This window comes from Streptomyces sp. NPDC006610, from assembly GCF_040611575.1.
Taxonomy (GTDB): domain Bacteria; phylum Actinomycetota; class Actinomycetes; order Streptomycetales; family Streptomycetaceae; genus Streptomyces.
Map to the genome: position 1 here is coordinate 1 of NZ_JBEXOP010000027.1, position 18,169 is coordinate 18,169.

Annotated in this window: 14 protein-coding genes; 10 read left to right on the top strand and 4 right to left on the bottom strand. The window is 72.6% G+C overall.

What is annotated here, in order from left to right; genetic code table 11:
* Positions 1 to 106: 106 nt before the first annotated feature.
* Entirely contained in the window at positions 107 to 1,330 is a 1,224-nt protein-coding gene (locus tag ABZY13_RS21630; protein WP_356633117.1) for a hypothetical protein, read from the bottom strand.
* A gap of 1,086 nt (positions 1,331 to 2,416) precedes the next feature.
* Between ABZY13_RS21630 and ABZY13_RS21635 the strand changes: the two genes are divergently transcribed.
* The 3 genes from ABZY13_RS21635 to ABZY13_RS21645 are packed head-to-tail and all read left to right on the top strand — an operon-like array spanning position 2,417 to position 6,996.
* The gene (locus ABZY13_RS21635; protein WP_356633295.1) at positions 2,417 to 4,165 is read left to right on the top strand and encodes an IucA/IucC family protein; all 1,749 of its coding nucleotides are present in this window, start codon (positions 2,417 to 2,419) and stop codon (positions 4,163 to 4,165) included.
* A gap of 21 nt (positions 4,166 to 4,186) precedes the next feature.
* A complete protein-coding gene (locus ABZY13_RS21640) occupies positions 4,187 to 4,975 on the top strand; it encodes a GNAT family N-acetyltransferase (protein ID WP_356633119.1) in 789 nt (262 codons plus the stop codon).
* Between the two features lie 47 nt (positions 4,976 to 5,022).
* Entirely contained in the window at positions 5,023 to 6,996 is a 1,974-nt protein-coding gene (locus tag ABZY13_RS21645; protein WP_356633121.1) for an ATP-dependent DNA helicase, read from the top strand.
* Between the two features lie 175 nt (positions 6,997 to 7,171).
* On the opposite strand, the gene lexA is transcribed toward ABZY13_RS21645, so the two are convergent.
* A complete protein-coding gene (gene lexA, locus ABZY13_RS21650) occupies positions 7,172 to 7,951 on the bottom strand; it encodes a transcriptional repressor LexA (protein ID WP_356633123.1) in 780 nt (259 codons plus the stop codon).
* Positions 7,952 to 8,512: 561 nt separating this feature from the next.
* Here lexA and nrdR point away from each other — a divergent pair.
* A complete protein-coding gene (nrdR, locus tag ABZY13_RS21655; RefSeq protein WP_356633125.1) occupies positions 8,513 to 9,100 on the top strand; it encodes a transcriptional regulator NrdR in 588 nt (195 codons plus the stop codon).
* 160 nt (positions 9,101 to 9,260) lie between these two features.
* The gene (locus tag ABZY13_RS21660; protein WP_356633127.1) at positions 9,261 to 12,155 is read left to right on the top strand and encodes a vitamin B12-dependent ribonucleotide reductase; all 2,895 of its coding nucleotides are present in this window, start codon (positions 9,261 to 9,263) and stop codon (positions 12,153 to 12,155) included.
* Between the two features lie 117 nt (positions 12,156 to 12,272).
* On the opposite strand, the gene ABZY13_RS21665 is transcribed toward ABZY13_RS21660, so the two are convergent.
* On the bottom strand, positions 12,273 to 12,806 hold the full coding sequence (locus ABZY13_RS21665) for a TerD family protein (protein ID WP_356633129.1): 534 nt from the start codon (positions 12,804 to 12,806) through the stop codon (positions 12,273 to 12,275).
* A gap of 147 nt (positions 12,807 to 12,953) precedes the next feature.
* Between ABZY13_RS21665 and ABZY13_RS21670 the strand changes: the two genes are divergently transcribed.
* The 5 genes from ABZY13_RS21670 to ABZY13_RS21690 all read left to right on the top strand — a co-directional run bounded on the left by ABZY13_RS21670 (position 12,954) and on the right by ABZY13_RS21690 (position 17,034).
* Positions 12,954 to 13,559, top strand: coding sequence for a YdbC family protein (locus tag ABZY13_RS21670; RefSeq protein WP_356633131.1), 606 nt, complete (start codon positions 12,954 to 12,956; stop codon positions 13,557 to 13,559).
* 73 nt (positions 13,560 to 13,632) lie between these two features.
* Positions 13,633 to 14,292, top strand: coding sequence for a histidine phosphatase family protein (locus tag ABZY13_RS21675; RefSeq protein WP_356633133.1), 660 nt, complete (start codon positions 13,633 to 13,635; stop codon positions 14,290 to 14,292).
* 12 nt (positions 14,293 to 14,304) lie between these two features.
* A complete protein-coding gene (locus ABZY13_RS21680; RefSeq protein WP_356633135.1) occupies positions 14,305 to 15,207 on the top strand; it encodes an ADP-ribosylglycohydrolase family protein in 903 nt (300 codons plus the stop codon).
* 415 nt (positions 15,208 to 15,622) lie between these two features.
* Positions 15,623 to 16,324, top strand: a complete 702-nt coding sequence (locus ABZY13_RS21685) for a ribonuclease HII (RefSeq protein ID WP_356633137.1) — start codon at positions 15,623 to 15,625, stop codon at positions 16,322 to 16,324.
* A gap of 68 nt (positions 16,325 to 16,392) precedes the next feature.
* Positions 16,393 to 17,034: a hypothetical protein gene (locus ABZY13_RS21690; RefSeq protein ID WP_356633139.1), complete on the top strand. Its 642-nt coding sequence runs from the start codon at positions 16,393 to 16,395 to the stop codon at positions 17,032 to 17,034.
* Between the two features lie 480 nt (positions 17,035 to 17,514).
* Here the strand turns inward: ABZY13_RS21690 and ABZY13_RS21695 are convergent, their stop codons facing one another.
* Complete coding sequence (locus ABZY13_RS21695; RefSeq protein WP_356633141.1) at positions 17,515 to 18,150, bottom strand: hypothetical protein; 636 nt, start codon at positions 18,148 to 18,150, stop codon at positions 17,515 to 17,517.
* Positions 18,151 to 18,169 lie beyond the last annotated feature (19 nt).

Sequence of the window (18,169 nt, forward strand, 5' to 3'; positions counted from 1 at the left end):
GGTACTGGCGCTCAAGCCAGGCGGGCGGCGAGATGAGCGGGGTCTGGTAGTAGCCGGGCCACTCGCCGGCTTCGCGGCAGCCCTTCCGCATGCCACCGTCGGCCGGTCACTGCCCGGCGAACTTGCCGCTCACCGCGTCGAACACGCCCTTGGCCTCCTCGCCGAGGCGCGGACCGGCCAGCCAGCCGCCGGTCACCGGGCCGATCGAGGTGTTGGACACCAGCGCCGGCTTGCCGTCCGAGCCCGTGGCGACCCAGCCGCCGCCGGAGGAACCGCCGGTCATCGTGCAGCCGATGCGGTACATCGTCGGGTCCGACGCCTTCAGCGACAGCCGTCCCGGCTTGTCCTGGCACTGGTACATCGTCTGCCCGTCGTACGGCGCCGCCGCCGGGTAGCCCGTCGCGGTCACGCTGTCCGTCTCGGCGGCGGACGGCGCGGCGAAGTCCACCGGCAGGGCCGAACCGACCGTCTCCTCCAGCGACTTGCCGCCGCTGCCCTCCTCCGGCGTCACATGCAGCACGGCGAAGTCGTACGCGGCGCCGTCGCCGCCCGTCGCGCCGCCCTGCTCGATCCACTGGTCGGAGGTCTGCACCCAGTCGCCCCACCAGACGCCGTGCGGAGCGACCTGCTCCTTGGCCGCGCTCTGCAGCTGCTCGGCCGTCATGCCCGAGTCGTTGTACGACGGCACGAACGCGATGTTGCGGTACCAGCCGCCGCTCTTGCCGGCGTGCACGCAATGGCCCGCCGTCCACACCAGGTTGGACTTGCCCGGGTTGGCGGGGTCGGCCACGACCGTCGCCGAGCAGACCATCGTCCCGCCCGGAGCGTCGAAGAACACCTTGCCCGCCTCGGGGACGTTGGCGTGGTACGAGGCCGGAACGGGCTGCGCCTCCACCGGCTGCGGCTCCGGGTCGGTCACGCCCTGGTCACCGGAGATGTCGCCCTCGTCGACCTCTTGCTCCGGCTCCTCGGCCTCGCGCATCCGGTCCGGGTCCCAGAGGTCCTCGATGATCGGGTTGACGAAGTCCTCGGCCTCGCGCAGCCAGTCCTGCCGGTCCCAGTCCTTCCAGGCGCCGTCCCGCCACTTGTCCAGGTCGATCCCGTGTTCCTTGAGGCGGTCCTTCAGGTCGTCGGGGATCGATATCTTGCCGTCGCCCCCCGCCACCGAGGAGGCCGACGCCTGGGCGTCCGCCTCGGAGCCGCCCGAGTCGCACGCCGTGGCGGTGAGCGCGAGCACGGAGGCCAGCGCAACGGCGCCCAGCACGGGGGAGGTTCTGCGGCGCGCGCCCCTCTCGCGGCGAGCGGTGAACGACGGCCGTGTGGATCGCATGGTGCTTCTCCCCCTGATGTGGACGAACTGATGTGGACTGATCGGCGCGGCAGTTGAGATCCCGGACCGAACCCATGGGGCTCCGGCCGGAACACACGGCCGTCCGGGAACGGCACCTCACACTATGCGCTCGCTGTGGGGGACTTCCGACGGAACGGCAACGGTTCGGATACAAGCCGTCTGACCTGGCGGTCCGTGCGGCGGACGGCCGGAATCCCGGCCGGGATCACGGTCGGGACCTCGGCCGGGGATCTTGTCCTCGCCCGTAACCCGGCGGGCGGACGGCTGTTGTAGCGGTGGGGCCCGGGGCCGCGCTCCCGTGCCCGGGCGGCGTGAGCGACCGGCGCACGGCCCCCGCAGCGCGAGGACGGGAGCCGTGACGTGACCGAGGGGACGCTCCGTCGCCGACCGGCGCCCGCACCGGCCCCACGGACGCGTGCGGTCTGCGACGCCGGACCTTCGGGGTGGGGCCATCGGCGCCCGGCCGTACGAGACGCGGTCCCCGAAGTCCCGGACATCCGCGCGTGCTCGCGCGTGCCCGACCGGGTGGCGCCGGGCGAGGGCGGCTCCCGCGCGGGGCGGCTGCCGAGGTTCCCGGCGCGAGGGGTCGCCGGGTGCGCGCGTGCGCGTCGGGGGAGCGGGGGAGCCGGCTGCGGTGGTCGCCGTCGTAGGCGGTGGATGCCGTCGTCGTCCAGCGCGGCGACCGCGTACCGGACCGCCCCGCCGACAGTTCCGACCTGCGGCGCGGCAGCCGGTCCGACGCGTCTGCCGCGGCGACCGGTCCACACATGCCGTGCCCGCCGGCCGGCCGCTGCTGCCGGTACGACGGCCAGGACTGCCCCTGCCCCGCACGCTCCGACGCCGGCCGCCGCCCACCGGGAGCGCCGCGCCGGGGCCCCGGTCGTCGGAGTGCGCCATGGCGTCGTACCGCTGCTGCCGCCCCGATCACCGGCGAAGAGCAGGCCACAACGGCGCCGGATCGGCCGGCCACCTCCCAGCCGCGGTGGCGCGCCGACCGGCGGCCACTCACCACCGACCACCCCCCCACCTCCTCAAGGACCCCGCTTGATCACCACCGCCACCCCGATCCCCCGACCCGCCACCGACCGGCAGGCTCCCGGACAGCGCAGCGGTCCGGACGGCGCCGACGCACACGCCGCGGCCCAGGCGGCGGCCGTGGAGAACCTGCTGCGCTGCTGGGTGCGCGAGACCGGTCTGCCCGCGCCGCACGACGGCGTGCTGCACGTCCCCCTGCCCGCCAGCGGCACCGCCCTGCGCGTCCCGGTGCGCCACTGGTCCCCCACAGGTCTGCACCGCTTCGGCCCGCCCTCCCCGGCAGGCGCCGCCTGCGCCCCGCCGCTCGACGCCGTCGCCCTCGCCGCCCTGCTCGCCCGCGAGCACCCGGACGGCGGTGCGGGAGCCGACCTCGTCGCCCGCGTCGCCGACTCGGTCCGCCGTACGGCAGCCTTCCTCGGCGACCGCGGACCCGACCCCGTCGACCGCTTCCTCGCGGCGGAACAGGCGCTGCTGCTCGGCCACCCGCTGCACCCCGCGCCCAAGAGCCGGGAGGGCCTGACCGAGGCCGAGGCCCGCCGGTACTCGCCCGAGCTGCGCGGCTCCTTCCCCCTGCACTGGATGGCGGTCGCACCCGGCGCCCTCGCCACCGACTCGGCCTGGACCGAGGGCGGCCGAACCGTCCCCGCCCCCGACCTGACCGCCCGCCTCGCCGGAGACGGCCTCCCCCTGCCCGACGGGTACGCCGCCCTGCCCCTGCACCCCTGGCAGGCACGCGAGGTCCGGCACCGCCCCGAGACCGCCGCCCTCCTCGACGCCGGGCTGCTCCGCGACCTGGGCGCCCACGGTTCCCCCTGGCACCCCACCTCCTCGGTCCGCACCGTCCACCGGACCCATGCCCCGGCCATGCTCAAGCTCTCCCTGGGGCTGCGCATCACCAATTCCCGGCGTGAGCACCTGCGCAAGGAACTGCACCGGGGCGTCGAGGTCCACCGGCTGCTGCGCGGCGGCCTGTCCCGGCGGTGGCGGGCCGCGCACCCCGGCTTCGACATCGTGCGCGACCCGGCCTGGCTCGCCGTCGACGGACCCGACGGCGGCCCCGTGCCCGGACTCGACGTGATGATCCGGCACAACCCCTTTTCCCCGGCCGACGACGTCACCTGCGTCGCCGCACTCACCGCCCCCGGCCCCCTCGCCTCACCGGGCTCCCGGCTCGCCCGCGCGGTGACGCGGCTGGCGGCCCGGACCGGGCGGCCACGGGAAGCCGTCACGGCCGAGTGGTTCCTGCGCTACCTGGAACAGGTCGTCCGCCCCGTTCTCTGGCTGGACGCCGAGGCGGGCGTCGCCCTGGAGGCCCATCAGCAGAACACCCTCGTCCTGCTGGACGGCGACGGCTGGCCCGCGGGCGGCCGTTACCGCGACAACCAGGGCTACTACTTCCGCGAGTCCCGGCGCGCGGACCTGGAGTCCCGGCTGCCGGGCATCGGCGCCCGCAGCGACACCTTCGTCCCGGACGAGGTCGCCGACGAACGGTTCGTGTACTACCTGGCGATCAACAACGTGTTCGGCCTGATCGGCGCGTTCGGGGCGCAGCGACTCGCCGACGAGCGGCTGCTGCTCGCCGCCTTCCGACGGTTCCTCGAAGGGGCGGCCACCGGGCCCCGCCGGCTGCGCACCCCGCTGCCCGCCCGGCTGCTCGACGCGCCGGTCCTGCGCTGCAAGGCGAACCTGCTGACCCGGCTGCACGGCCTCGACGAACTCGTCGGCCCCGTCGACACCCAGTCCGTCTACGTCGCCGTCGCCAACCCGCTCCGCCCCTGACCCCTTCGAGAGGAGCCCTCCGTGCCCCCCACCGACGCGAGCCCCGACACCGAGGACACGCTGGACCTGGGCCTGCCCGGCGAACTCGCCGCCCTCCTCGCCGCGCAGGCCGCCGAGACCACCGAGACCGCCGAGACGGCGAAGGCCACCGAGGCCGTGGAGGCCGTCGAGGCTGCCGAGGCCGGCGCGCCGCGGTACGCCGTCCCCCGCGGCCTCCCGGTCCTTCCGCCGGCCCCCGAGGCCCTGCTCGACCAGGTGGGCGAGTGGAGCCCGGCCCCCACCCCCCTCGGCGCCTTCCGCCTCGTTCCCGTACGCCTCCCGGACGACCTCCCCCTCGTCGCCCGCTGGATGAACGACCCGGCGGTCGCCGAGTTCTGGGAGCTGGCCGGGCCCGAGCGCCGGACCGAGGAACACCTGCGGACCCGGCTCGACGGCGACGGACGCAGCGTGCCCTGCCTCGGCGTCCTCGACGGCACGCCGATGAGCTACTGGGAGATCTACCGCGCCGACCTGGACCCGCTCGCCCGGCACTGCCCCGCCCGCCCGCACGACACCGGCGTTCACCTGCTCATCGGGGAAGCCGCCGACCGGGGGCGGGGCGTGGGCGCCTGCCTGCTCAGGGCCGTCGCCGATCTGGTGTTCGCGCACCGGCCGGCGTGCGCCCGCGTCCTTGCCGAGCCGGACGTGCGCAACGTCCCGTCCGTGGCCGCCTTCCTCGGCGCCGGCTTCCGGTTCGCCGCCGAGGTCGAGCTGCCCGGCAAGCGGGCCGCGCTGATGATCCGCGACCGGTCCCTGCGGCACCTCCTGTAGCGCGCGATGACCTCATTGTCAGTGGCGGGCCGTAGGGTGGTCGAGCTATGACGAAGCCCTCACTCCCCGAACTCCTGCACGCCGCCGTCGCAGCCGTCGGCGGCATGGAGCGCCCCGGTCAGGTGACCATGGCGGAAGCCGTCGGCCAGGCCATCGACGACGGAACCCATCTGCTGGTCCAGGCGGGCACCGGCACCGGAAAGTCGCTCGGCTATCTGGTGCCCGCCCTGGCGCACGGGGAGCGCGTCGTCGTCGCGACGGCGACCCTCGCGCTGCAGCGCCAGCTGGTGGAACGGGACCTGCCCCGCACGGTCGAGGCCCTGCACCCGCTGCTGCGCCGCCGTCCGGAGTTCGCGATGCTCAAGGGCCGGTCGAACTACCTGTGCCTGCACCGCCTCCACGAGGGCGTCCCGCAGGACGAGGAGGAAGGGCTGTTCGACCAGTTCGAGGCCGCGGCGCCCACCAGCAGGCTCGGCCAGGATCTGCTCCGGCTGCGCGACTGGTCCGACGAGACGGAGACCGGCGACCGCGACGACCTCACGCCGGGCGTCTCGGACCGCGCCTGGCAGCAGGTGTCGGTCTCCTCGCGCGAGTGCCTGGGCGCAAGCAAATGCGCGTACGGCGCCGAGTGCTTCGCCGAGACGGCCAGGGAGCGCGCCAAGCTCGCCGACGTCGTCGTCACCAACCACGCGCTGCTCGCGATCGACGCCATCGAGGGCGCGCCGGTCCTTCCGCAGCACGAGGTGCTGATCGTGGACGAGGCGCACGAGCTGGTCTCGCGGGTCACCGGGGTCGCCACCGGCGAGCTGACCCCGGGGCAGGTCAACCGGGCGGTGCGGCGCGCGGCGAAGCTGGTGAACGAGAAGGCCGCCGACCAGCTCCAGACCGCCGCCGAGGGCTTCGAGCGGCTGATGGAGCTGGCCCTGCCGGGCCGCTTGGAGGAGATCCCCGAGGATCTCGGCTACGCCCTCACGGCGCTGCGCGACGCCTGTCGCACGGTGATCTCGGCGATCGGCGCGACGCGTGACCGGTCCGTGGAGGACGAGGACGCGGTCCGCAAGCAGGCGCTGGCCTCCGTGGAGTCCGTGCACGACGTGGCGGAGCGGATCACCCACGGCTCGGAGTGGGACGTCGTCTGGTACGAGCGGCACGACCGCTTCGGGGCCTCGCTGCGGGTCGCCCCGATGTCCGTCTCGGGCCTGCTGCGGGAGAAGCTCTTCGCCGACCGCTCGGTGGTCCTCACCTCGGCGACGCTCAAGCTGGGCGGCGACTTCAACGGTGTCGGCGCCTCCCTCGGCCTGGGCCCGGAGGGCATGGAGGGCGAGGATCTGCCGCAGTGGAAGGGCGTCGACGTCGGCTCGCCGTTCGACTACCCCAAGCAGGGCATCCTCTACGTCGCCAAGCATCTGGCCCGGCCCGCGCGGGACGGCGACCGGGCCGACATGCTGGACGAGCTGACGGAGCTGATCCAGGCGGCGGGCGGCCGGACCCTCGGCCTGTTCTCCTCGATGCGGGCCGCCCAGCTCGCGGCCGAGGAGCTGCGCACCCGCATCCCGGAGTACCCGATCCTGCTCCAGGGCGAGGAGACCCTAGGTGAGCTGATCAAGAACTTCGCGGCCGATCCCAGGACGTGCCTGTTCGGGACGCTGTCGCTGTGGCAGGGCGTGGACGTGCCCGGGCCCAGCTGCCAGTTGGTCGTCATGGACAAGATCCCGTTCCCGCGCCCGGACGATCCGCTGATGAGCGCCCGCCAGAAGGCGGTGGAGGAGGCCGGGGGCAACGGTTTCATGGCGGTGGCCGCCACCCACGCGGCGCTGCTGATGGCGCAGGGCGCCGGCCGTCTCGTACGGGCGTCGGGGGACCGCGGCGTGGTCGCGGTGCTGGACCAGCGGCTGGCCACGGCCCGGTACGGCAGCTATCTCAAGGCGTCCCTGCCCGACTTCTGGTACACGACGGACCCCAACCAGGTACGGAAGTCGCTGGCCGCGATCGACGCCAAGGCAACGGCTGACGGGCAGTGAACGCGGCGGCGCCCTCCGCGCCCGTCGCTTGAGCAACCACTACGGCCGTCAAACAGGTCCGCGGGAGCGGCGCCGGTTCAGCCGCAAAAGCAGACCCCGGAACCGGCGCAGGGGTCCCGGGGCCCGGTCAGGGCAGGGCGGCGGCCGAGGGGACGACGGCCGCCCGCTGCAGGCGTCAGACGCGCCGCAGGACTGCCACCACCTTGCCGAGGATCGTCGCGTCGTCGCCGGGGATCGGCTCGTACGCGGAGTTGTGCGGGAGCAGCCACACGTGGCCGTCCTCGCGCTTGAAGCGCTTGACGGTGGCCTCGCCGTCGAGCATCGCGGCCACGATGTCTCCGTTCTCGGCGACGGGCTGGCGCCGCACGGTGACCCAGTCGCCGTCGCAGATCGCGGCCTCGATCATGGAGTCGCCGACGACCTTCAGCACGAACAGCTCGCCGTCGCCGACCAGCTGCCGGGGCAGCGGGAACACGTCCTCCACCGACTCTTCGGCGAGGATCGGGCCACCGGCGGCGATCCGGCCGACCAGCGGGACGTAGGACGCGGCCGGCTTGCCCGCGGTGTCGGTGGGCTGCACGGAGGCTGCCTGGTCGGAGCCGCGCACCTCGTAGGCGCGGGGGCGGTGCGGGTCGCGGCGCAGGAAGCCCTTGCGCTCCAGTGCCATCAGCTGATGCGCCACGGAGGACGTGCTGGACAGGCCGACCGCCTGGCCGATCTCCCGCATCGACGGCGGGTAGCCCCGGCGCTGCACGGAGTCCCTGATGACCTCGATCACCCGGCGCTGCCGATCGGTGAGCCCGGAGCTGTCCGCCCTGATGCCTGGAGGTCGGCCCGGCAGGGAGCGCTTGTGCCCCTCGGGATTCACGGATTCGTTCATCGCATGCACCGGCTCGAGTCGGCCCTGGGAGCGGTCCTGGGCGGTGATGGCGGCACTGTCTGCGGTGGTGGTCACGTCGGCCCCTCTCGATGGTCTCCCTGCTGGACAACGGTAGATGGTTTCGAAAGGTTGCGCCAAACACACGTTCGAGTGAAAAACCGCGAATTCGCTTACGTGACCACGTGCCTGGGTGTATGTGCTACCGACGGCACCCGCGGACAAATGCGTCCATTGCTGTACTCTTCACCGCCGGGTCGCTCCCTCGTGGGGGCGGCGCCCAGTCTGCCATCAGGCGTCGCGCGGACCGAGCACCGGCCCCCGTAGCGCGGGATTTCCCACGCCTCCTCCCTGCGGCGCTCACCGTATCTCCGCAACCGCACACGCGTTGCCTACGCACGCGTGGCGGGTCGTCGACATCGTGTGACCGGTCGCGGCCCGTGTCGCCCCGGCGACACGCGGGACAGTGCTCCCGTACGGGCCGATCCCCACATCTAGTGGTTGGATGGCTACAGCAGCCCAGAACTTGTGGTCCCCATGGTCTCCGGGCCGAAGGTCATCGCCTATGCTGGTGCTCGCTTCGAGGGGCCCAAGGGTCTGTTGAGGCTGTTGAGTCTGCTGTGAGGAGGGTTCGGAACCATGCACTGCCCCTTCTGCAGGCACCCCGACAGCCGCGTCGTCGACAGTCGGACCACCGACGACGGCACGTCCATCCGCAGACGTCGCCAGTGCCCCGACTGCTCCCGTCGTTTCACGACCGTGGAGACGTGCTCGCTCATGGTGGTCAAGCGGTCCGGGGTCACCGAGCCCTTCAGCCGCACCAAGGTCATCAACGGCGTGCGCAAGGCCTGCCAGGGCCGGCCCGTCACCGAGGACGCGCTCGCCCAGCTCGGCCAGCGGGTCGAAGAGGCGGTGCGCGCCACCGGGAGCGCCGAGCTGACCACCCACGACGTGGGTCTGGCCATACTCGGCCCGCTCCAGGAGCTCGACCTCGTCGCCTACCTGCGGTTCGCGTCCGTCTACCGGGCGTTCGAGTCGCTCGAGGACTTCGAGGCGGCGATCGCGGAACTCAGGCAGCGGCCGGAGGACTTCGCCGGCGGCGACGAGGGCGCCGGCCGGGACACCGGCGGAGACACCAGCGGGAACACCGGCGAGGGGAGCCGGAAGGACGACCGCGGGGCGGACGGGACCGGGCAGGTCCCCCAGCCCGCGGCCGCCGCCGACTGACGGCGGACCGGAGCCGGAGGCGAGATCCGGGTCCGGCCGCCTCGGCGGCGAGGAAGGTCTGTTGCGGTGGCGGCGAGGGCCCCGCAACACAGGACAGAACACCGTGTCACGGGAACATCGTGGCACTTCAGGGCGTTTTCGCCCGTACCAGGGAGGCGGCATGACAGAGACGGCGAGCGGTCCGGCACGAGGTTCCCGAGTCAAGGGCGCCAAGGCGAGCAAGGGGCTGCGTATCGAGCGCATCCACACCACCCCCGGCGTGCATCCGTACGACGAGGTGACCTGGGAGCGCCGTGACGTCGTCATGACCAACTGGCGCGACGGCTCGGTCAACTTCGAGCAGCGTGGCGTCGAGTTCCCCGGCTTCTGGTCGGTGAACGCGGTCAACATCGTCACCAGCAAGTACTTCCGCGGTGCCGTCGGCACCCCGCAGCGCGAGACCAGCCTGCGGCAGCTGATCGACCGCATCGTGAAGACCTACCGGAAGGCCGGCGAGGAGCACGGGTACTTCGCGTCGCCCGCCGACGCCGAGATCTTCGAGCACGAGCTGGCGTACGCCCTCCTGCACCAGATCTTCAGCTTCAACAGCCCCGTCTGGTTCAACGTCGGAACGCCCCAGCCCCAGCAGGTGTCCGCCTGCTTCATCCTGTCCGTCGACGACTCCATGGAGTCGATCCTCGACTGGTACAAGGAAGAGGGCATGATCTTCAAGGGCGGCTCCGGCGCCGGCCTGAACCTCTCCCGCATCCGCTCCTCCAAGGAACTGCTCTCCTCCGGCGGCAACGCCTCCGGCCCCGTCTCCTTCATGCGCGGCGCCGACGCCTCCGCCGGAACGATCAAGTCGGGCGGCGCCACCCGCCGCGCGGCCAAGATGGTCATCCTCGACGTCGACCACCCCGACATCGAGGACTTCATCGAGACCAAGGTCAAGGAAGAGGAGAAGATCCGCGCCCTGCGCGACGCGGGCTTCGACATGGACCTGGGCGGCGACGACATCACGTCCGTCCAGTACCAGAACGCCAACAACTCGGTCCGCGTGAACGACGAGTTCATGAAGGCCGTCGAGCAGGGCGGCAGGTTCGGCCTCCGCGCGCGGATGACCGGCGAGGTCATCGAGGAGGTCGACGCCAGGGCCCTGTTCCGCAAGATGGCCGAGGCCGCCTGGGCCTGCGCCGACCCGGGCATCCAGTACGACGACACCATCAACCACTGGCACACCTGCCCGGAGTCCGGCCGGATCAACGGCTCGAACCCCTGCAGCGAGTACATGCACCTGGACAACACGTCCTGCAACCTCGCCTCGCTGAACCTCATGAAGTTCCTCAAGGACGACGGCAAGGGCAACCAGTCCTTCGAGGTCGAGCGGTTCGCCAAGGTCGTCGAGCTGGTCATCACCGCGATGGACATCTCCATCTGCTTCGCCGACTTCCCGACCGAGAAGATCGGCGAGAACACCCGCGCCTTCCGCCAGCTCGGCATCGGCTACGCCAACCTCGGCGCCCTGCTGATGGCGACCGGCCACGCCTACGACTCCGACGGCGGCCGCGCCCTCGCCGGCGCCGTCACCTCCCTGATGACCGGCACCGCCTACCGCCGCTCCGCCGAGCTGGCCGCCGTCGTCGGCCCCTACGACGGCTACGCCCGCAACGCCGACGCCCACAAGCGCGTCATGAAGCAGCACTCCGACGCCAACGGCGAGGCCGTCCGCATGGACGACCTGGACACCCCGATCTGGGCCGCCGCCACGGAGGCCTGGCAGGACGTGCTGCGCCTCGGCGAGAAGAACGGCTTCCGCAACGCCCAGGCGTCCGTCATCGCCCCGACCGGCACCATCGGCCTGGCGATGTCCTGCGACACCACCGGCCTGGAGCCCGACCTCGCCCTGGTCAAGTTCAAGAAGCTGGTCGGCGGCGGCTCGATGCAGATCGTCAACGGCACCGTGCCGCAGGCCCTGCGCCGCCTGGGCTACCAGGAGGAGCAGATCGAGGCGATCGTCGCCCACATCGCCGAGCACGGCAATGTGATCGACGCCCCAAGCCTCAAGCCCGAGCACTACGAGGTGTTCGATTGCGCCATGGGCGAGCGCGCCATCTCCCCGATGGGCCACGTCCGCATGATGGCCGCGATCCAGCCGTGGATCTCCGGCGCCCTGTCCAAGACGGTCAACATGCCGGAGACGGCGACCGTCGAGGAGGTCGAGGAGATCTACTTCGAGGCCTGGAAGATGGGCATCAAGGCCCTCGCCATCTACCGCGACAACTGCAAGGTCGGCCAGCCCCTCTCCGCCAAGACCAAGGAGAAGGAGAAGGCCGAGGTCACGGAGAAGACCGAGGCGACCATCCGCGAGGCCGTCGAGAAGGTCGTCGAGTACCGCCCCGTCCGCAAGCGCCTCCCGAAGGGACGTCCCGGCATCACCACGTCCTTCACCGTCGGCGGCGCCGAGGGCTACATGACCGCCAACTCCTACCCGGACGACGGTCTCGGCGAGGTCTTCCTGAAGATGTCCAAGCAGGGCTCGACCCTCGCGGGCATGATGGACGCCTTCTCCATCGCGGTCTCGGTCGGCCTCCAGTACGGCGTGCCGCTGGAGACCTACGTCTCGAAGTTCACCAACATGCGCTTCGAGCCGGCCGGCATGACGGACGACCCCGACGTGCGGATGGCGCAGTCGATCGTCGACTACATCTTCCGCCGCCTGGCGCTGGACTTCCTGCCGTTCGAGACGCGCTCCGCGCTCGGCATCCACTCCGCCGAGGAGCGCCAGCGCCACCTGGAGACCGGCTCGTACGAGCCGCTGGACGAGGACGTCGACGTCGAGGGCCTGGCCCAGTCGGCGCCGCGCGCCCAGGAGCTGAAGGCGGTCGCCACCCCGAAGGCCGACGTCGAGGCGGCCAAGCCGGCCCCGAAGCAGGCCCACACCAGCGCCGAGCTGGTGGAGATGCAGCTGGGCATCCAGGCCGACGCCCCGCTGTGCTTCTCCTGCGGCACGAAGATGCAGCGGGCCGGTTCCTGCTACATCTGCGAGGGCTGCGGCTCGACCAGCGGCTGCAGCTGACCCGTAGTACCTGAGAAGGGGGGCGCCGGCGTACTGCCGGCGCCCCCCTTCTCCTTGGGGAATCCTCCCTGGAGGGCTTGGAGAGTCTCCTTGGGGACGGAAACGCGGTGCGCGGGCTCAGGGCTTGAGCGCCGCGCCCATCGTGCGGGTGAAGGCGACCGGGTCGTCCTCGAAGCCGTGCACGCCCGCGTGCAGGTCCCATGCGCCGCCCTCGCCCCGGACGAACTCCGCGATCCGCGCCGCGGTGGACCCGAGGACGCCGCCGAAGTCGTCGGTGGCCAGCTCCGTGTAGCCCTCGCGAATGCGCAGCGCCGGGTTGAGCACGCTGACGAAGGTGCGGCGCCCGGGGCGCTGCTGGATGATGACGCCGACGACCACGCGCGCGTACCGGGCGTCGAGCCGGTCCAGCTCCACGGTCATGACCTCGTCCCAGCCGAAGCCCTTGCCGTCCTTGCTGTCCCGGTTGAGGGTGATCGTCCCGTCGGGGGAGCGGCTGTCGAAGTGCACGAGGTAGGCGGGATCGCCGTACGGGTCGTCGGCCAGGTAGGTCCCGGCGACTATGTCGAGATCGGTGGGCGGCTGCCCCGCCGGGCTCGGGTCCCACCTGAGCGCGATCTCGACCTTGCGGATGCCCTTGCTCATGCCGTTCACAGCCTGCCCCTTCCCCGTTCGCCCGCTGTCTGAACTCCTGGGCGCTCACAGCCGGTTGTCATCCTGCCACGCGCGCGGGCTCCCTCGCGCGCAACCTCTCGGCCGGACCGTGACCGGCGCCACGCCCCGCGGCCTTACGATGGCGCGGTGCTGGTCAAGTGGATTCGCTGCACCGTGGTCGACCGCCGCGGTTTCGAACGCGGGCAGCGGAAGTGGGCGGGGCTTCTGGGGGAGCCGGGGTTTCGCGGACAGGGCGGCGGCTGGAGCCGGGCCCGTCCGTCGGTCGCCCACATCTTCGCGTTCTGGGAGAGCCGGGCGTTCTACGACTCGTTCATGGCCCGCTCGCACGACCGGCTCGCGGCGGCCCAGTCGGGGACCTTCAAGGACCGGCAGGCCAGGCTGTTCGACCACCGCTTCGACGTGAAGACCGGCTTCGAACCGCGGTTCACGGACGCCGACCTGCTGCGGGTGGCCCTGTGCCGGGTCCACGAGGAGCGCGTCGACAACTTCACGCTGATGCAGGAGAAGGTCTGGAACCCGGCGATGGCCGGCTCGCCCGGGATGATCCGCGGGCTGTTCGCGGAGGCGCCGGGGCACGAGTTCATGGTCCTGTCGATGTGGCGGTCGGCCGCCGAGCACGGCAAGTACCGCACCGAACGCGTGGAACGGCTGGCCCTGCGCGCCCAGACCGAGGCCGACGTCGCGGCCCTGACCGGCGACATCGTGAAGCTGGAGCCGAGCTGGACGGTGTGAGCCGGGTGTGACTTACGCTGTATGGGGCCCGTACGAGTGCTCGACGGGCCGTCACTCGATCTAGGGTTTCGGCATGGCACGACCACGGCGCATCGTCCTTGTCCGGCACGGCGAGTCCACGGGCAACGTCGACGACTCCGTGTACGAGCGCGAACCCGACCACGCGCTCGCGCTGACCGAGCGGGGATGGCGGCAGGCCGAGGAGACGGGCAAACGGCTGCGCGAGGTGTTCGGCCGCGAACGCGTCAGCGTGTACGTCTCCCCGTACCGCCGTACGCACGAGACGCTCCGCGCCCTCCACCTCGACCCCGGCCTGATACGCGTGCGCGAGGAGCCCCGGCTGCGCGAGCAGGACTGGGGCAACTGGCAGGACCGCGACGACGTACGGCTGCAGAAGGCGTACCGGGACGCGTACGGGCACTTCTTCTACCGTTTCGCGCAGGGCGAGAGCGGCGCCGACGTCTACGACCGCGTCGGCAACTTCCTGGAGAGCCTGTACCGCAGCTTCGAGGCGCCGGACCACCCGCCGAACGTGCTGCTGGTGACCCACGGGCTGGCGATGCGGCTGTTCTGCATGCGCTGGTTCCACTGGACGGTCGCCGAGTTCGAGTCGCTGGCGAATCCGGACAACGGCGAGATGCGGATGCTCCTGCTCGGGGACGACGGCAAGTACACGCTCGACCGGCCGTTCGAGCGCTGGCGTGATCCCGAGCCGTACGGGATCACCGGATAGGGTGGCGGGAAGATGACTGACTCCTCTCCCCAGGAGCGCCTGGAGCGTGCCCTGGCCGCCCTCCGCGGACTCGCGGTGGGAGACGCGCTGGGCTCCCAGTTCTTCGTGCCGGTGAACTACCCGCTGCTGCAGCGGCGCGAGCTGCCGCCCGCCCCCTGGCAGTGGACGGACGACACGGAGATGGCCTGCTCGGTCGTCGCCGTCCTCGCCGCCCACCGGCGCATCGACCAGGACGCCCTGGCCCGCTCCTTCGCGGAGCACCACGACTTCGACCGCGGCTACGGCCCGGCGGTCAACCGGCTGCTGCGGCTGGTCCGGGAGGGCGGGGACTGGCGCGAACTGTCCGCCGCGCTGTTCAACGGGCAGGGATCGTGGGGGAACGGCGCCGCGATGCGGATCGCTCCGCTCGGCGCCTGGTACGCGGGCGATCCCGAGCAGGCGACGCATCAGGCGGAGATCTCCGCCTATCCGACGCACCAGCACCGCGAGGCCGTGGTCGGCGCCATGGCCGTCGCCGCTGCCGCCGCGCTGGCGGGCTCCCCGGGCGGCCCGCCGAGCGCGGAGGCGCTCCTGGACGGCGTCATCGCACTGGTCCCCAAGAGCGCCGTCGCGGCCGGACTGCGGCGGGCCCGGGACATGCTCGACTACGGCGACGCCGCCACGGTCGCCGCGGTGCTGGGCTGCGGGCGGCGTACGACGGCCCATGACACCGTCCCCTTCGCGCTGTGGTCGGCGGCGCGGGCGCTCGGCGACTACGAGCGGGCCTTCTGGACGACCGCGCAGGTCGGCGGCGACGTGGACACGACCTGCGCGATCGTGGGCGGGATCGTCGCCGCGGACCGGGCGGGGGCGCCGCCGGCGGAGTGGACCGCCCGTACGGAGCCGCTGCCAGGCTGGATGAGGGGTACCGCCTGACCGGCGCGGCGACGCACGCGCACCCGGTACGGCCCCTCGGCCCCGTCGTTCACGAATGCGACACCGCGCAGGCGGAGCGCTGCCACGAGGTCGTCCTCACCGGCGTGGCAGAGCCGGCGATCCGGCTCATTCGGGAGGAGCCCGACCGGGGGACCGCGGGCGGCGAGGTGCGCGCGGGGGCGGGGACGCCTGAGCGGCGCCCGAGTCCGCTACGCCGTCCCGGCGGCGGCCGTATGCCCGCCGACGATGTGCGCAAGCGAATCGGGCCACAGGGAGAGCGGGGAGACGGCCGACCGGTCGGTCATGCCGCTGCCGCGCCCGTCGAAGGCTGATTCCGGCCCAGTCGGGGGCCCCGGGCGGATCCGGCGAACCGGGGTGTCGCGGCGGTGTGCGAGCGGCGTAATCTAAGGGCGCCATGCCGTACGAACCACCCACTCACACCGTCGAGCGCTCCCTGCGCGCCACGACCGGAGCGAAGGTCATTGCCGGTGTCGACGAGGTGGGGCGCGGCGCGTGGGCCGGCCCGGTCACCGTCTGCGCGGCGGTCACCGGACTGCGCCGGCCCCCCGAGGGCCTCACCGACTCCAAGCTGCTCACGGTCAGACGACGCACCGCGCTCGCCGAGGAACTGCGCGCCTGGGTCACGTCGTACGCCCTGGGGCATGCCTCACCGGAAGAGATCGACGAACTCGGCATGACGGCGGCGCTGCGGCTCGCGGCCGTGCGGGCCCTGGAAGGCCTGCCGGTCCGGCCCGACGCGGTGATCCTCGACGGCAAGCACGACTACCTCGGTGCGCCGTGGAAGGTCCGCACGGTGATCAAGGGAGACCAGTCGTGCGTGGCGGTGGCCGCGGCTTCGGTGATCGCCAAGGTTCAGCGCGACAAAATGATGGCCGAACTGGGCATCGACCATGCAGACTTCGGTTTTGCGGACAACGCCGGGTATCCGTCGCCCGTGCACAAGGCCGCACTGGCGGAGCGGGGCCCCACCCCGTACCACCGACTCACGTGGGCGTATCTTGATGCGCTGCCCCAGTGGCGGCACCTCAAGAAGGCCCGCACCTGGGCGGACGGAAACGTTCCGGAGATCGAGGGCCAGCTCGGCTTCGATTTCTGACGATTCCGATCGCACGTTTGTGCCACCCACCGGCGCGAGCCGAATCAGCGTTTGATAGACATCACCTCATGCCTCTCATCCCCGAGGAGCCTCAGATTCACGAGAGTGCCCAGGGTCCCCGCGCCACGCCGGCCACCGGTCGCACCGCGCCGACCCCCCGTCCCGTACCCGGCCCCCGCCCCGCGGCTCCGCCGCGTCCCGGGCGTCCCGGGCCTCTCCGGCCCACGCCGCCGGCGCAGCGCGCGCCGCGCGACGTGACCGCCACCGCCGCGCCCTCGGGCCCGGCCGCCCCTGCCGCCGCCTCCGCCCAGGCTCCGGCGACCCCGCAGATCCAGCTGATCCCGGCCTCGGTCGAGGGTGCGCTCGACGCTGCCGAGGAAGCCGTCGACCTGCTGCTGGAGACCGGCCGCGCTCCGGGTGACGTACTGGTGATCACCACCGGTGAACTCCATCCGTGGGCCGCCCACGAGCTGTCGTTCGGCGAGACGTCCTACTGGGCCCAGCACGACGCCCGCGACGACGTCTTCTACGCCGACGCCGCCGTGGCGGACCGCGCAGGATCCCGGCCCGTGGTCGTCGTGGCCGTCAACGGCGGTTCCGACTCCGTCGCCGCCACCGCCCTGCCGCTCGCCCTCCGGCGGGCCGGCGCCCTGCTGATCGTCTGCGGCGACCCGCAGAAGATCAACTCGGTGCTGGGCGCGGGCGTCTGACCTGCTCCCCGGCCCGCCCGGGACGGGTCACGGCGACGGCCTGAACGCCGCCGCGGCGGCGCGAGCACGGAGGGCGGCTCGACGTGCGCGCGGATCCGCACGCGTCCGGTGCGCCTCGGTGGGTCGGCCTCGGTGGGCTGCTGGTGGTTTGTGCGGGGGCAGCTGTGTGCCGGGTCCGTGGTTCGGCGTCGGCTGTCCGGTGACCGAGCGGCTCGGTGACCGTGGTTCGAGTCCGTTCTTCGCCGTCCGTCATCCGGGGGCTTGCCGGTCGTCGTGCCGTACGGGGCCGGAGCCGCCGTGGGAGACGGTGCCTGCCATGGCCGGTGCCGACGACGGTCGGCCGCCGTCGGCCGGAGCGGCGTTTGCGTGCCTGTTGCAGGCGATTCTCCGCTCGCGCCGGTGATGTGCGTCCCGCCCGGATTTCCGCCTGCATCCCCAGCACGCCCAGCCTGCCCGGCGGCGTGTGCGGATGCCCCGCCGTCAGCGGGCAGCCGCGCGGCGCAGGACCTCGGAGGCGGCTCCGCCGGTGCGCGGCAGCGGGGCCGGCGCCTCGGACAGGCTGAACGGCTCGGGCGCCGAGGCGGAATGGGGGCGGCGACCGCCCCGGCCCTCGCCGAGCACCTGCCAGCCGTCGCGTGTCAGCGTGATGTACGCCCCGCAGCGCAGCCCGTGCAGGGTGCAGGCGTCACGCAGTCCCCACATCCACGCGCCGTCCTCCTCGGTCCAACGCGCGTCCCCCTCACGGCAGTAGAGCAGCACGGCCGTGCGCACCGGCGTGCGCCGGCGCAGGTCGTGCGGGATGACGCGGCGCAGCTGGTCCAGCAGCGCGTTGCGGAACATCCAGCCGTCGGCGGGCGCCTGGCGCCGGGTGAACGAGGCGCTGGCGATCAGCCGTTCCTCCGGGTCGAGGACCGCGACGACGGCGGTGGCCGGCCGGGGCCGGTGCCGGGCGTGCAGCCCGCCGACGACTTCCCTGGGGTTGCGCAGCAGGGGGATGCCCGCGGCCGCCCATTCCGCGGGTTCGAGCACGCGGGCAACGGGGTTGGCGGTTGCGGCGGACAGGTCGGCGGACGTCGACGTGGATGCCGCGGAGGACGGAGCGAATCCGAAGGTCACGATCCTCCCTTCGGCTACG